The following is a 14,976-nucleotide window of genomic DNA, read 5'->3' as shown; positions in this document are numbered from 1 at the left end:
CGCCGCCCGGGAAGGGCGGCGTTCTCAATACGATCAATCGCGATGCTGAGCGATGGCGGCAGCCTACTCCTTCCGATCCGAGGTCCAGCCCTTGTACTCGCCGACATTGTCGCGCGTGATCAGCTTGGACGGCAGCAGCTCGACGGTCGAGGCCGGCTTCTGGCCATTGAGGATGTTGACGCCGATCTGCACGGCGCGGCGCGCCATGAAGAACGGATCCTGCGAGGCCGAGGCCTGGATCTGCTGCGAGGCCGGATCCTTCAGCGCGGCTTCGATGTCGGGTGCGCCGTCGACCGCGGTGATGATGATGCCGGTGCGCTGCTGCTGGCGCGCGGCGAGATCAGTGCCGATCGCCTGGGGATCGTTGATCGCGAAGATCGCGTCGATCTTCGGGAAGCGGGTGAGATAGCCCTGCGTCACCGTCAGCCCGCCCTCGCGCGAGCCCTTGGCATCCTGATCGCTCGACAGCACCTTGATGCCGGACGCTTTCGCGAACACGCTCTTGCAGCCGTTGACGCGGTCGATCACCGCCGAGACTTGCGGACCGTTCTCGATGATCACATCGCCTTTGCCGCCAAGCTTGTCGACGATGTACTGGCACGAGATCTCGCCGGCCTGCACGTTGTTGGTGGTTACGGTCGCGTCGGCGCCCTCGGCCGCAGTGTCGACTGCGACGACGATGATGCCCGCCGCCTGCGCCTTCTTGATCGCGGGCCCGACCGCCTTCGGATCGCCCGGGTTGAGCAGGATCATGTCGACGCCGGCGGCGATGAAATTGTCGATCTGGGTGACCTGCTTGCCGAGGTCGTATTCGAAGCCGACCGCGGTGATCTTGACGTTGGGGTTGGTCTTCTTGGCTTCGAACTCGGCGCCCTTCGACAGCGCGACGAAGAACGGATTGCCGAGCGAGCCCAGCGACACGCCGATCGATTTCAGCTCCTTGGCCGACGACGGCGCGGAGCTCATGACAAGCGCCAGCGCGGCACCGGCGAGCGATATCGTCTTCAACATTGGCTTCCTCCCTGGTCCTTCCTGTTCGTCTACGCACGGCGGACCAGTGGCCGTGGAAGAAAGCGTTGCGGCGAGGCGCCGATGGCGCCCGCCGATGGATCCGTCAGGTGCGGGCCGAGCCCTGCAGCCGGTAGCGGTCGAGCGCGACGGCGCCGATGATCACGAGGCCCTTGATGACGTATTGCCAGATGTCGGACACGCCGACGAGGATAAGCCCGTTCGACAACACCGCGATGATGAGCGCGCCGACCAGCGTGCCCCAGATCGAGCCGATGCCGCCGACGAACGACGTGCCGCCGAGAATGACGGCGGTGATCGCGTCGAGCTCGTAGGACTGGCCGAGTTGCAGGCCGTTCGCGGCATAGAGCCGCGCCGCCTGCATGCCGCCGCCGAGGCCGGCGAGCAGACCCGACATGCCGTAGACGAAGATCAGCACCGCCCAGACCTTGATGCCGGCGAGCCGCGCCGCGCTCTCATTGCCGCCGACGGCATAGATGTGCACGCCGAGCACGGTGCGACGCAGGATCAGCCATGACACCAGGATCACCAGCAGCGCGATCACTGACAGCCACGGGATCGACACCACGCCCGGAATGAGCGTCAGCGAGGCGTTGCCGATGAAGGCGTAAGGGATGGAGGGATTGAACACCGTGGTGTCGCTGCCCATCAGCCGCGCCAGCCCGCGCACGGCGGTGAGCGATCCCAGGGTGACGATGAAGGGCGGCAGCCGCAACAGCGCGATCAGCGCGCCATTGATGACGCCGAAGGCGAGGCCGGTCAGCACCGCGGCCGGCAGCCACAGCGCGCCCAGATCGGGCAGCTTGGACATGGTGAGCCCGGCCATCGCCGCGGCGGCGAGGATCGAGCCGACCGAGAGGTCGATGCCGCCGGTGAGGATGACGAAGGTCATGCCGGCCGCGAGCACGGTGTTGACGGCGGCCTGCTGCAGAACGATGCCGAGATTCTGTCCCGTGAAGAAGCGGCCGTCGGCCAGAAAGTGAAATCCGAGACACAGGATCAGGAGCACCGGCAGCATTCCTACCGCCCGGATCATCGTCCGGACGCGCTGCGGCTTGTTGCCGGACCCGGCCGGCACGACGGGCGCGGCAGCGACCTTGGCTTGAGCTTGGCTGTTGTCAGGCATCCACGTGCTCCGTCCCGGTGGCCAGCGCCATGATGTCTTCCTGGGTGATGGGTGAGGCTGCGCTCTGCTGAAGCTCGCCCGCGAGATGGCCGGAGCGCATCACGAGCACGCGGTCGCAGATGCCGAGGATCTCCGGCAGGTCCGACGAGATGACCAGGATCGCCGTGCCGGACTTGGCGAGATTGTCGATGATCGAATAGATCTCGGATTTGGCGCCGACATCGACGCCGCGGGTCGGCTCGTCCAGGATCAGGACCTTCGGCGCGATCGCAAGCAGGCGCGACAGCAGCACCTTCTGCTGATTGCCGCCCGACAGTCCGCCGACCGTCACGCCCGGATTTGGCGCGCGGATGCCGAGCGCGGCGAACGCCTCGTCGGCACGCGTCCGTCCCTTGTCGCGGTCGAGAATGCCGCCGAGCCTGGCGTCGCGTCCGATCACGGCGAGATTGATGTTGTCGGCGCAGGACATGTCGAGGAACAGGCCGAGCGCCTTACGGTCCTCGGTCAGATAGGCGATGCCGGCATCGAGCGCGTCGCGCGGGGTTTCGATGTCGACGCGCTTGCCGTCGAGCTCGAGGTGTCCCGTCGTTTTCGGTGTCGCGCCGATGATCAGATGCGCGAGCTCGGTGCGGCCGGCGCCGATCAGTCCGGCGAGCCCGACGACCTCGCCGGCGTGAACCGTGAGCGAGCAGCCGTTGACGCGGTGCCCGTCGCCGAGATCGACGGCCGTGAGCACGGGGCGGTCGCGCTTGGCATGCGGGTCGTGATCCTTCTTGTAGAAGGACGACACATCGCGGCCGACCATCATGCGCACGATACTGTCGGCGCGCATCTCCGGCTTGTCCAGCGAGCCGACCAGCCGGCCGTCCCGCAGCACGGTGACGCGGTCGCCGAGCGCATAGACCTCGTCCATGCGGTGCGAGATGTAGATGATGGCGAGCCCCTCGGCGCGCAGCTGGCGGATCAGCGCGAACAGCTTCTCGCTCTCGCCCGCTGACAGCGATGTCGTCGGCTCGTCCATGATCAGGATCTTGGAGCGCGCATGCAGGGCGCGGGCGATCTCGACCAGCTGGCGCTGGCCCATCGACAGCTCCGCCACCAGGGTCGACGGCGTGAAATCGGCGCCGAGCCGGTCCAGGATTGGTCCCACGCCCTCGCGCATGGTGCCGCGCGCCAGCAGGCCCGATTGCGACAGCTCGCGTCCGAGATAGATGTTTTCTGCCACCGTCAGGTTCGGCGCCAGCGACAACTCCTGGTAGATGATGGAGATGCCGGCGGCCCGGCCACCGAGCGGCCCCTCGATGCGCGCCGGCTTGCCCTCGATGCGGATTTCCCCGCCCGGATCGAAGCGATAGGCGCCGGAGAGAATCTTCATCAGGGTCGATTTGCCGGCGCCGTTTTCGCCCATCAATGCATGGACTTCACCGGCATGGACGGTCAGATCGACCTTCTGCAGGGCCTTGATGCCGAAGAAGGACTTCGACACCCCGCGCATCTCGAGGATCGGACCGCTCATCGTGCCTCCCGGCGCACGTACTCTTGTCACCCGCTGCTCGTTGACGTCAGGCGCGGGGTAGTCATTAAACTAGAGGCTGTCGCCGAATACAATATGGAAGCGACGCAGACGCAACACGTCGACGCGATCAGTCGACCATGGTTTCAGGAGAGATCTCACGTCGCGGACGATAGAGCTGGCGCCACCGTGGCAGCCGCTCGGCATAGGCGGCCGCGAGCCCAGGCTCCGGTTTGAACGTCGCCGTGCGGGCCGGTGCCGTGCAGACGGTGGCGATCGCCTCGCCGGTGACGGCGAGCCGCGCCAGCCGCGCCGCGCCGAAGGCGGCGCCGGTCTCGCCCTCCGCCAGCCGATGGATTGGGATGTTCAGGACGCTGGCCAGGATCGCGAGCCAGAGATCGGAGCGCGATCCGCCGCCGATCGCATCCGCGTCCGAAATCACGAGACCCGTGTCCGTCAGCGCGTCGCGGCAATCGGCCAGCGCGAAGGCGACGCCTTCGAGCACGGCCTGCACCACCGCGTTGCGATCGGTCGCGTGGCTGAGGCCATCGAGCAGCCCCCGGGCGTTCGGATCATCGTGCGGCGTTCGCTCGCCCGCCAGATAAGGCAGGAAGCTCACAGGGGACGGCGCCGCGGGCCGCACGCCGAGCGGCGCCAGCAGCTCGGCCTCGGTCGCCCCGAGCAGCCGCGCGATCCAGGCGAGGCAGGAGGCCGCCGACAGCATTGCGCCGGCCTGCAGCCACATCGCGGGGATCGCATGACAGAAGGTGTGAACGACGCGGTCGGGATTGGCGGTGACGGCGTCGACCGGCGCGATCACGGCGCCTGACGTGCCGAGCGTAAGGAACGTGGCGCCGGGCCGGATTGCACCGATGCCGACGGCGCCCGCCGGATTGTCGCCGGCGCCGCCCGCAATGATCGGCCGCTTGGTCATGCCCCAGCGTTCCGCCAGGTCGCTGCGCAACCGACCCGCGGGAGCGCAGCCCTCGACGAGCCGAGGCATCTGCGCGCGCGTCAGGCCGGTCGCAGCGAGGCCGTCATCCGACCAGTCGCGCTTGACGACATCGAGCCACAGCGAGCCCGATGCATCCGAGACATCCTCGATCGCCTCGCCTGACAGCACACATCTGACATAAGCCTTCGGCAGCAGAACGAGGCGCGTGGCCGTGAAGATCGCCGGCTCGTGGGCCGCGACCCACACGAGCTTCGGCGCGGCGAAGCCGGGCATCGCCTTGTTGCCGGTGATCACGCGCAGGGCAGGCCAGCGCTGTTCCAGCGTGACGCATTCCGCCGTCGAGCGGCCGTCGTTCCACAGGATGCAGGGGCGCAACGGCTTCATGTCGGCGTCGAGCAACACCGGGCCATGCATCTGGCCCGATAGTCCGATGCCGGCGACTTCCCCCATCTCGCGTGCATAGTCGGCCTTCAGCGCGTCTAGGGTCGCGAACACGGCAGCGATCCATGCGGCCGGGTCCTGCTCCGCCCAGCCCGGTCGTGGCACGTCGATCGTCAGGGCATGACTGCGGTTCGCGATCACGCGCTGCGCATGATCGACGAGGATCGTCTTGACGGCCGATGTGCCGAGATCGATGCCGAGATACATGACGGCTCACGCCTGCGTGCGCAGTGACGGAAAGGAGTGGAGCGATATCAGACTCCTGATAGCTTGGCCATCCGAACGCGATGGCGGGACAGACTGCTGAAGCGAGTTCATTTCGAGGAGTTGAGACATGCAGGCATCCGATCGGTCGAACGAACGCGCATCGCGTCTCGTCGGCCACTACGCGCTGGTGACAGGTGCGGCGCAAGGCATCGGACGTGCGATCGCGGTGCGCTTCGCCGAGGAGGGTGCGCATGTGGCGCTGAATTTCGGTGGACCGTCGCCGTCGGCGGACGAGGCCCTGGCTCAGGTTCGGGCGGCGTCCGTGGCGCGCGGACACGGTCCGCGCGATCACTTCACCGTGCAGGCCGATATCGGCGTGGAAGCCGACATCGCTGACATGTTCAAGACCATGCTTGCGCGCTGGCCGCGGCTCGACTGCCTCGTCAACAACGCCGGCTTCCAGCGGGAATCGCCGAGCGAGGCGCTCGACGTCGAAACCTATCGCAAGATCCTCGAGGTCAATCTCAATGGCGCCGTGCTCTGCGCCCAGCACGCGCTCGCGCATTTCGTTGCGCGCGGCGAAGGCGGCAACATCATCAACTGCTCGAGCGTGCACCAGATCGTTCCGAAGCCGGGCTATCTCGCCTATTCGATCAGCAAGAGCGCAATGGCCGGTCTCACCCGGACTTTGGCGCTGGAATTCGCCGGCCGCGGCATCCGTGTCAATTCCGTCGGTCCCGGCGCGGTCGATACGCCGATCAATGCAGCCTGGACCGGCGACCCGGTCAAGCGCACGGCCGTCGAGTCTCATATCCCGATGGGACGCGTCGCCACGCCCGAGGAGATCGCCGGCGTGTTCGCCTTCCTCGCCTCCTCCGAGGCGAGCTACATCACCGGGCAGACGATCTATGCGTGCGGCGGCATCACGCTGTTCGGCGACTTCCGCGAGAACTGGGCGAGCTGATCGTCGATGACATCGCGCGCCGCCTGTAGCGGCCGCCCTTCGCTCGAATTGTGGTCGCCCTGGTCAAGATCTCTTAATCATCATCCGCGCATGGCAGCTCTTCGCAGGTGCGGCGATATTTCATTAAGGGGCGGGTCCGATATTGCGCCGCGTTGGCGAACTGGAATTGCGATGCATCGATTGGACCCGGATATCCGTCGCGAGCTGGCCCATCTGCTGTACAGCTCGATGCCGCTGGTCGGGACGATCTCGGCCGCGGCGGTCGTGATCGGGACCGTGATGGCGTGGGTTGCGCGCGATCCCGGCTATGCCCTGATATCAGTCGCATTGTTGTTGGTCGGCACGTTCCGTGTGGTCAAGCTCGTGATGTTTGCCGCGCGGTTCGATCGCCTCGATCATCACGACATCATTCGCTGGGAGCGCCTGTACGGGCTCGGCGCCGCTGCCTTCGGTCTTGCCGTCGGCGCATTGTCGGCACGCGCGTTCCAGATCGGCGACGGTCCGGGCATCTGGATGTGCTTCGGCCTCTCGATGGCCTTCTGCGTCGGCATCGTCTCCCGCGTCAGCCCCTGGATCGTGATGACCTCCTCGGCCGTCCTGCTGATCCCGACCGTGATCGCCTGCCTGCTGCAGCCCGAGCCGGTCTATCGCATGGGCGCAGCCATGGTGGTGCTGTTCTGGATTACGTTGCGCGGCACCTCCTACCGGCTCACCGCGGCTTTCACCGAGCGGATCACGGCGCAGCAGGCGCTGGCGCGCCAGGCGCATCGGGATTTCCTCACCGGCCTGCCCAACCGTGCCGCCTTCATCACCGCGCTCGGCCGCTGCGATCGTCCGGTCGCGATCATCGCGGTCGATCTCGACGGCTTCAAGCTCGTCAACGACCGCTTCGGTCATCAGGCCGGTGACGAGCTGCTGTGCCAGGTAGGGCTGCGGCTGCAGGATTGTCTCGGTGAGGCCGGCCTTGCGGCGCGGTTCGGCGGTGACGAATTCATGCTGCTTCTGCCTGCGGCCGGACGCCGTGCCGCGCTCGAACTCGCCCAGGCCGCCGTGACGGCGCTGGCACAACCGTTCACGCTGGCCGGGGCGCGGGTTGAGATCGGCGCGAGCGCGGGCATCCTGATTGCCGATGATCGGCAGGCCGAAACCGAATCTCTGCTCGACCAGGCCGATCGCGCGCTCTATGCCGCCAAGCGCGCCGGCGGGGGACAATGGTGCTGGGCCGACGAGGAGATCGGCATCGCCGCCGAATGGGCGCGCTGCGGCGAGGTGCCGGCGCTGGCGCCCGCGGACTAGGGCGGTCGATCTGAAGTTCCGTTTTTTTGGCGCGCGTTGCGCTGACGGTGTGATCATTCCCCACGCCTGACTCTGGCAAGGCCGTCGCGCGGCCGCTATCGTGCTGGCTCAAGAGCGACAATCGAAGAAGCAATCAGGAGGAGCCGCCGAATGCGGAGCATCAGGATCGGCGCGGGCGCCGGGTATTCGGGTGACCGCATCGAGCCGGCGATCGAGCTCGCCGAAAAGGGTGGGCTGGACTATCTCGTGTTCGAATGTCTCGCCGAACGCACGATCGCGCTGGCCCAGCAGGCACGGTTGAAGGACCCGAATGCCGGCTACGATCCTCTGCTGGCCGCGCGGATGCAGGCCGTGCTGCCGATCTGCCGCGCCAACAATATTCGGGTCGTCACCAACATGGGCGCGGCCAACCCGCCAGCCGCGGCCGAAGTCACGCGCACGCTCGCGCGCAAGCTTGGACTGGCCGGGTTGAAGATCGCGGCCATCACCGGTGACGACGTGCTGGGCCAGTTGAAGACGGAGGATGTCGCGCTCGACACCGGCGACACCATCGCTGGCCTGGGCAACCGCATCGTCTCCGCCAGTGCCTATGTCGGTGCGCGCGCCATCGCCGAGGCGCTTGCGGCGGGTGCCGATGTCGTGATCACCGGGCGCGCCGCCGATCCGGCGCTGTTCCTCGGCCCTCTGATCCATGAATTCGGCTGGGCGATGGATGATTGGGACCTGCTGGGCAAGGGCACGGTGGTCGGTCATCTGCTCGAATGCGCCGGGCAGATCACCGGCGGCTATTTCGCCGATCCCGGCTTCAAGGACGTGCCAGATCTCGCCAGGCTCGGCTTTCCCATCGGCGAGGTCCGCGAGGATGGCGAGCTGATCGTGACCAAGGTTGCCGGCTCCGGCGGCCGCGTTACGCTGGCGACCGTGAAGGAGCAGCTGCTCTACGAGATCCACGATCCCGCGCAGTATTTCCAGCCCGACGTGGTGGCGGATTTTTCTGAAGTCACCGTCGAACAGCTTGGCCCCGATCGCGTCCGGGTCGCAGGCGGGCGCGGCAAGCCCAAGACGGGATTGTTGAAGACCTCGGTCGGTTACCTCGACTCCTATGTCGGCGAAGGCCAGATCTCCTATGCCGGTCCTGGTGCGGTCGCACGCGGCCGCTTGGCGCTCGACATCGTCCGCGAGCGGCTCGCGCTGACGGGCGTGCCGGTCAGCGAGCTTCGTTGCGAGCTGATGGGAATGAACGCGCTGCATGGCGATGCCTTCGGGCATGGGACCGAGCCCTACGAGGTGCGCGTTCGCGTCACCGGGCGCGCCGAGACCATGGCTGACGCGGTCAGGATCGGCAACGAGGTCGAGACGCTCTACACCAACGGACCGGCGGGTGGCGGCGGCGTGTGGAAGTCGGCGCGCGAGGTGATCGCCGTCGCATCGTGCCTCATGGCCGAGAACGCGGCGCAGCCCTGCATTGGAATGCTGGTGGCCTGAATTTTCAAGGACTTCACGGATCGCGTCCGACGGCGCAAGGTGGCCGTCCATGATTGCGATACTCCGGACGTGCGAGAATTCATCCGATGTATGACGTTATTGTCGTGGGCGGCGGCTCTGCGGGAGCGGCGGTCGCTGCGCGCCTGTCCGAACGGCCCGGGACGCGGGTTCTGCTCTTGGAGGCGGGAGCGGATTGGCGGGCCGACGACGTGCCCTGGGAGATCGCGACGCCCAATCCGATTCCGATCATCCACGATCGCGCATTCCAGGAGAAATGGCAGTGGCCGCAACTGATGTCGCGCCGGGTCGCGGGGCAGGAGATGCGGTTTTATTGGCGCGGCAAGGGGCTCGGCGGCAGCTCGATGATGAACGGCCAGATCGCCATCCGCGGCGTCGCGGATGCGTTCGACGAATGGGCGGCCGGCGGCCGTACGGGATGGTCGGCGCGCGAGGTGATGCCACTGTTTTCGGTGATCGAAGACGACGCAGCGTTGGGTGATGTCGCGGGGCATGGCCGCGGCGGGCCGCTGCCGGTCTATCGTGCGCCGCCCGAGACGTGGGGACCGATCGATCGTGGCTTGCGCGATGCGGCGCTGGCCAGCGGCTATCCCTGGTGCGATGACGTGAACGGGGCGGATGGCGAGGGCGTCGCCTGCTATCCGATCAACAGCCGCGACGGCCGCCGCATCTCGACCAACGAAGCCTATCTGGAGCCGGCGCGTGGCCGTGCCAATCTGGAGATCCGCGGCCGGGCATTGGTCGATCGGGTCCTGATCTCGGATGGTCGCGCCACCGGTGTGCGTGTTCACATCGAAGGGCAGGGGGTGACCGAGATCGCCGCCCGCGAGATTGTGCTCTGTGCCGGCGCGATCCACAGCCCTGCGATCCTGCTGCGTTCGGGCATCGGGCCCGCTGAAGAATTGCGGGCGATGGGACTTGCCGTCGTGCGTGACCTGCCGGTCGGCCGTCACTTCTTCGATCATCCGCTGTTCCGAACGACCATCCAGCTGCGCGAGGATCTGCGTCCGACCGATCGCGATACGCGCCACACCAATTGCTGCGTCACCTATTCGTCGGGTCTCGCCGATGGCGGCAAGCGCGACATGATCCTGATCGCGTTCAATCACCGCGGCATCGGCGTGCCCGGCGCGATCGGTGCGGGCCTGTTCAACGCCTTCTCACGCGGCACGCTGAAACTCGCCTCGACCGACCCAGACGTGGATCCGATCGTGGAGGAGAACATGCTGGCCGACCCGCGCGACATCGCGCGGATGCGGGACGCGGTGAGGCGGCTGGCGACGATCACGGTGCAGCCGGCGCTGCGCGACATCGCCGACTGGATCCGGCTTGGCGATACGGATCTCACGTTGCCTCAGGCGGCTGCGCTGCCCGATGTCGAGCTCGACGCGCTGCTGCGCCAGGTCACCGGCGACATCCAGCATGCGGCCGGGACCTGTCGCATGAGCGGCTTCAATGATGATGGCGGCGTGGTCAATCCGGACGGCACCGTCAAGGGGATCGCCGGCTTGCGCGTGGCCGATGCCTCGATCATGCCGTCCGATTGCCGCGCCAACACGCACTTCACGACGGTGGTGATCGGCGAGGCGATCGCGCGCATGATGCGACAGACGCGGTAAGCCTCAAGCAATGGCAAAGCGCAGTCCGGCGCGGGCGCGGCCGCCGGAGATCGCGATCGGCGTGCCGTCGGCGCGCCAGCACGCCGCGCCCGTCAGCGTGCCATCATCGCCGAACGCGATCGCGTTCATGCCGCCGGCGACGATCGGCTCGCGCTTGATCTCGTGCCCGCGCGCGGCAAGAGCGTGCGCCACGCTGTCGGGAAAGCCCGGCTCGAGCTCGAGCACGCCGCCCTGCGTCCACAGCCGCGGTGCCTCGACCGCCTCCTGCAGGGACATGCCGTGGTCGATCAGGTTGACCAGCGCCTGGAACGCCGAGGGGAAGATGCGCAGCCCGCCGGGCAGGCCAAGCGCGTAGCGCAGGCGTCCGTCTCGCAGCGCCATCATCGGCGCCATCGAGGTGAACACGCGCTTGCCCGGTGCAATCGACAGCGCGCGCCCCGGATGCGGATCGAAATTGTACATGTAGTTGTTGGCGGTCATGCCGGTGCCCGGGATCTGCACGCAGGCGCCGAACAGGCCGTTGATGGTCTGGGTCGCGGCGACGACATTGCCGTCGGCATCGGCGACCGTGACGTGGGTGGTGTTGGCGGATTCGGTCGGGGAGAGTCCGGGTCCGAAACTTTGCGCGCAGCTCATGTCGATCTGCGGCCGCCGCTCGGCGGCGTAGGCCTTGGATGTCAGGCGCTCGATCGGCACGTCGACGAACGCCGGGTCGGCGGTCGCGACCGCGCGATCGGCAAACGCGACCTTCAGCGTTTCCGCAAGCAGGTGCGCGCCGTCGGCCGAGCCGAAGCCGAGCGCACCGACGTCGAAGCCTTCGAGGATATTGAGCATCTGCACGATGTGCACGCCGCTGGAGGAGGGCGGCGGCGGACCGATGATCTCGTGGTCGCGATAGGTGCCGCGCACCGGCTCGCGCTCGATCACGCCGTAGGCGGCGAGGTCCGCCGCAGCGATCAAGCCGCCGCTCTTTGCCATGTAGTCGGCGAGCGCCGCGCCGAGCGCTCCGTCGTAGAGCGCGTCCGGGCCTTGCGCCGCGATCAGCCGCAGCGATGCGGCGTACTCGGTCTGGACGACGCGCATGCCTGCCTTCACCGGTTCGCCGCCGGGCAGGAACAATGCGGAAAGATGCGGATCACGCGCGAGGTCCTGGGCGACCAGCCGCACGCAGTCATTGAGATAGGGGCTCGCGATGAAGCCGTGCTCGGCGAGCCGGATCGCCGGCGCGATCACCTCGGCCAGCGGCAGCCGGCCGTAACGTGCCAGCGCCGCGCACCATCCCTTCAGTGCGCCGGGTACGGCAACGGCGAGTGCGCCCACGACGTTGCGGCGGCCGCGCGTCTCGCGCGCCAGCGCGATCTCGTCGGAGACCGGATCATACATGCCGGGCGCGGCACGCAACGGCGCGGTGCTCAAGCCGTCGAGCACGATGTGACGGCCATCGGCGAGGCGGATGTGCGCCAGCCCGCCGCCGAGAATGCCGACCATCATCGGTTCGACCACGGTGAGCGCAAACAGCGCCGCAACGGCGGCGTCGATTGCATTGCCGTCACGCATCAGCATTTCGGTGCCCGCGCTCGATGCGAGCGGATGGTTGGTCACCACCATGCCGCGCGAGCCGATCGCAGGCTGCTTCTCGCACGTGAAGCGAGCAACACGGTTCGAAGAGACAGAAGAGGTCACGCACGGCTCCGGCAGGTAGGATGCAAATGGGGCTCCCGCTGATCCTGACCGATCGCAGCGACGCTGAAAACCCGCGCGGCAGGCGCCGCAGCCCTGCGTCATGCGCTGTACGGAGGGCATGGACCCGCTGGGCTCATTTCCCATCGTTATCGGCCTATGTTAGGCGTGACGTAGTGTCCTGACGAGCGAGCCTGTTGAATTCATGCCCCATTACGATCTGATCATTCGCGGCGGTCGCGTGCTCGACCCGGAAACCCAGCTCGACGCGGCGGCCGACGTCGCGATCAAGGATGGCGCGATCGCCGCCGTTGGTGACGTCGCCGGCGCAGCAGATCACATCGTCGATGCGGCGGGCCTTGCCGTCGTGCCCGGCTTCATCGATCTCCACGCCCACGGCCAGTCGCTGCCGGCCGACCGCATGCAGGCGTTCGACGGCGTCACCACGACGCTCGAGCTCGAGGTCGGCGTGCTGCCGGTGGCGCGCTGGTATGACGAGCAGGCCGCGATCGGCCGAACGCTGAATTATGGGGCAGCCACGGGCTGGGCCTTCGCGCGCATCGCGACCATGACCATGCAGCAGACCACGTCCAATATTTCGGGCATGGGCGAGGCGATGCGCGACAAGCGCTGGGTCGAGGAGGTCGCGACGGCCGCCGAGACGGCAGAGATCGTCGCGCGGGTGCGGCAGGGCCTGGAGCAGGGCGGCCTCGGCATCGCCTTCCCGAATGCCTATGCGCCAGGGACTGGGCTCAAGGAGCTGTCGGAGCTGTGCAGCCTGGCTGCGAAGCACGACGTGCCGACCTATACCCACATCGCCTACATGTCGAACGTCGATCCGCGCAGCTCGGTCGATGCGTATACGCGGCTGATCGGGCTCGCCGGCTCGACCGGCGCCCACATGCACATCTGCCATTTCAACAGCACCAGCCTGCAGGATGTCGAGCGCTGCGCCGAGCTGGTGCAGACCGCGCAGGCACAGGGCCTGAAGGTCACGGTGGAGGCCTATCCCTATGGCACCGGCTCGACGGTGGTCGGCGCCGGATTCTTCGCCGATCCGGCGTTCTGCCAGCGCATGGGGACCGGCTATGACGCCATCGAGATGGTGGCCGAGCGCCATCGTCTGGGCAGCCGCGACGAACTGCTCGAACGCCAGGAGCGCGACCCCGGCGCGCTGGTGCTGATCCACTTCCTCGACGTCGCCGTCGACCAGCGCCATCGCGAGCTGCTCGACGTCTCCGTGCTGTATCCGGGAGGCGCGATTGCCTCCGATGCGATGCCTTGGATCCTGACGAACGGCGCACAATACACCGGCGACGCCTGGCCGCTGCCGGACGATGCGGTGTCGCATCCGCGCTCGTCGGCAACCTTCACCAAGTTCCTGCGCGAGTGGGTGCTCGATCGCAAGACCGTACCGCTGATGGACGGCATCGCCAAGTGCACCTTGATCCCGGCCCGGATTCTGGAACCATCGACGCCGGCGATGCGCCGCAAGGGGCGGCTGCAGGCCGGCTGTGATGCCGACATCGCCGTGCTCGATCTGGCGAGCCTGCACGACCGCGCCGACTTCCTCAACATGAACCGGCCGTCCGAAGGCGTCAGGCATCTTCTGGTCAACGGCCGTGCCGTCATTGCCGACGGCAATCTCGTGCGCGACATCCGGCCCGGGCAGGCGGTGCGCCGGCCCGTGCTGTCATGATCGTTCCGGTCCTGCTGGTCGCCGGCTCGCTCGGCGCCGGCAAGACGACCTTGCTCAATCACCTGCTCGCCAATCCGGACGGCCGGCGCATCGCCGCCGTCGTCAATGATTTCGGCGCGGTCGACATCGACGCGCAGCTGCTTGGGACGGTCTCGGAGGGGGTGATCAGCCTGAAGAACGGCTGCATCTGCTGCTCGCTGCAGGGCGATCTCCTGCGCACGCTGTCCGCCGTCATCAAGCGCGATCCGGCGCCGGATGCGATCGCGATCGAGACGTCCGGCATTTCCGATCCCGCCGAAATCATCCGCAATCTGATGGACCCGGTCATCTTCAAGGTGGCGCCGCTGGAGACGGTGGTGACGCTGGTCGATCCGCAGCGACTGCGCGACGATCCTGATCTGGAGCAGGATGCGCTGTGGCGGTCGCAGCTGCGCGCCGCCGATTTCGTGCTGCTGACGAAGTCGGATCTGCTCGACCGTGCTGTGCTCGACGAGGTCCGTGCCATCGTCGGCCGTACCAAGCCGCAATCTGCAATCTTCGAGATCGCGCACGGCGTCGTCGCGCCGGACCTGTTGTTCAGCCGCGACATGCGCGCACCGCGAACGCCGCCGCGGCAGCTTCCCACCACGTCGGAGCCGTTCGCCACGATCACCTGGACCTCGCAGGCGCCGCTGTCGCTGCAGCGTTTTCAGCAGGTGATCGGCCAGCTCGCGCCGCACACCCTGCGCATCAAGGGCATCCTGCTGTTCGCCGAACATCCCGCGCAGCCGATCCTGTTCCAATCGGTGGCCACGCGCGGCACCCTGGCGCCCTCGCCATTGCCGCCGGCCGACGGGCTGACGGCGCAACTCGTGCTGATCGGACGCGCGGGAGAGTTGGATGCCGGAGAGATCGACGAGCTGCTTGGCCGCATCGTCGTGTCCTGAGCATTGAAGGGCTGCTCG

Annotated in this window: 11 protein-coding genes; 6 read left to right on the top strand and 5 right to left on the bottom strand. The window is 67.3% G+C overall.

Annotation, left to right across the window (positions count from 1 at the left end; all coding sequences use genetic code 11):
- Positions 1 to 63 precede the first annotated feature (63 nt).
- The 4 genes from LQG66_RS17370 to xylB form a co-directional block, all read right to left on the bottom strand.
- The gene (locus tag LQG66_RS17370) at positions 64 to 1,011 is read right to left on the bottom strand and encodes an ABC transporter substrate-binding protein (RefSeq protein ID WP_231327406.1); all 948 of its coding nucleotides are present in this window, start codon (positions 1,009 to 1,011) and stop codon (positions 64 to 66) included.
- 103 nt (positions 1,012 to 1,114) lie between these two features.
- Positions 1,115 to 2,155 carry an ABC transporter permease subunit gene (locus LQG66_RS17365; RefSeq protein ID WP_231327405.1) on the bottom strand — a complete coding sequence of 347 codons (1,041 nt, stop codon included), beginning with the start codon at positions 2,153 to 2,155 and terminating at the stop codon, positions 1,115 to 1,117.
- Positions 2,148 to 3,671, bottom strand: coding sequence for a sugar ABC transporter ATP-binding protein (locus LQG66_RS17360; protein WP_231327404.1), 1,524 nt, complete (start codon positions 3,669 to 3,671; stop codon positions 2,148 to 2,150). The genes LQG66_RS17365 and LQG66_RS17360 overlap by 8 nt, the downstream gene beginning before the upstream one ends.
- A gap of 127 nt (positions 3,672 to 3,798) precedes the next feature.
- Positions 3,799 to 5,271, bottom strand: a complete 1,473-nt coding sequence (gene xylB, locus LQG66_RS17355) for a xylulokinase (RefSeq protein WP_231327403.1) — start codon at positions 5,269 to 5,271, stop codon at positions 3,799 to 3,801.
- 127 nt (positions 5,272 to 5,398) lie between these two features.
- Here xylB and LQG66_RS17350 point away from each other — a divergent pair, with 127 nt between their 5' ends.
- From LQG66_RS17350 to LQG66_RS17335, 4 genes are all read left to right on the top strand, one after another.
- The gene (locus tag LQG66_RS17350) at positions 5,399 to 6,235 is read left to right on the top strand and encodes an SDR family oxidoreductase (protein WP_231327402.1); all 837 of its coding nucleotides are present in this window, start codon (positions 5,399 to 5,401) and stop codon (positions 6,233 to 6,235) included.
- Positions 6,236 to 6,406: 171 nt separating this feature from the next.
- Entirely contained in the window at positions 6,407 to 7,531 is a 1,125-nt protein-coding gene (locus LQG66_RS17345) for a GGDEF domain-containing protein (RefSeq protein WP_231327401.1), read from the top strand.
- 150 nt (positions 7,532 to 7,681) lie between these two features.
- Positions 7,682 to 9,016: an acyclic terpene utilization AtuA family protein gene (locus LQG66_RS17340; RefSeq protein WP_231327400.1), complete on the top strand. Its 1,335-nt coding sequence runs from the start codon at positions 7,682 to 7,684 to the stop codon at positions 9,014 to 9,016.
- 86 nt (positions 9,017 to 9,102) lie between these two features.
- Positions 9,103 to 10,653, top strand: coding sequence for a GMC family oxidoreductase (locus LQG66_RS17335; protein ID WP_231327399.1), 1,551 nt, complete (start codon positions 9,103 to 9,105; stop codon positions 10,651 to 10,653).
- A gap of 3 nt (positions 10,654 to 10,656) precedes the next feature.
- On the opposite strand, the gene ggt is transcribed toward LQG66_RS17335, so the two are convergent.
- Positions 10,657 to 12,261, bottom strand: a complete 1,605-nt coding sequence (ggt, locus tag LQG66_RS17330; RefSeq protein WP_231327833.1) for a gamma-glutamyltransferase — start codon at positions 12,259 to 12,261, stop codon at positions 10,657 to 10,659.
- A 277-nt stretch (positions 12,262 to 12,538) separates the two neighbouring features.
- Between ggt and LQG66_RS17325 the strand changes: the two genes are divergently transcribed.
- Entirely contained in the window at positions 12,539 to 14,032 is a 1,494-nt protein-coding gene (locus tag LQG66_RS17325; RefSeq protein WP_231327398.1) for an amidohydrolase family protein, read from the top strand.
- Positions 14,029 to 14,958 carry a CobW family GTP-binding protein gene (locus LQG66_RS17320; RefSeq protein WP_231327397.1) on the top strand — a complete coding sequence of 310 codons (930 nt, stop codon included), beginning with the start codon at positions 14,029 to 14,031 and terminating at the stop codon, positions 14,956 to 14,958. Before LQG66_RS17325 ends, LQG66_RS17320 begins: the two co-directional genes overlap by 4 nt.
- Positions 14,959 to 14,976: the final 18 nt, after the last annotated feature.

This window comes from Bradyrhizobium ontarionense (genome assembly GCF_021088345.1).
Taxonomy (GTDB): Bacteria; Pseudomonadota; Alphaproteobacteria; order Rhizobiales; family Xanthobacteraceae; genus Bradyrhizobium; species Bradyrhizobium ontarionense.
The sequence above is the reverse complement of the archived record's forward strand: the minus strand, read 5'-3'. Positions and strand labels throughout refer to the sequence as shown.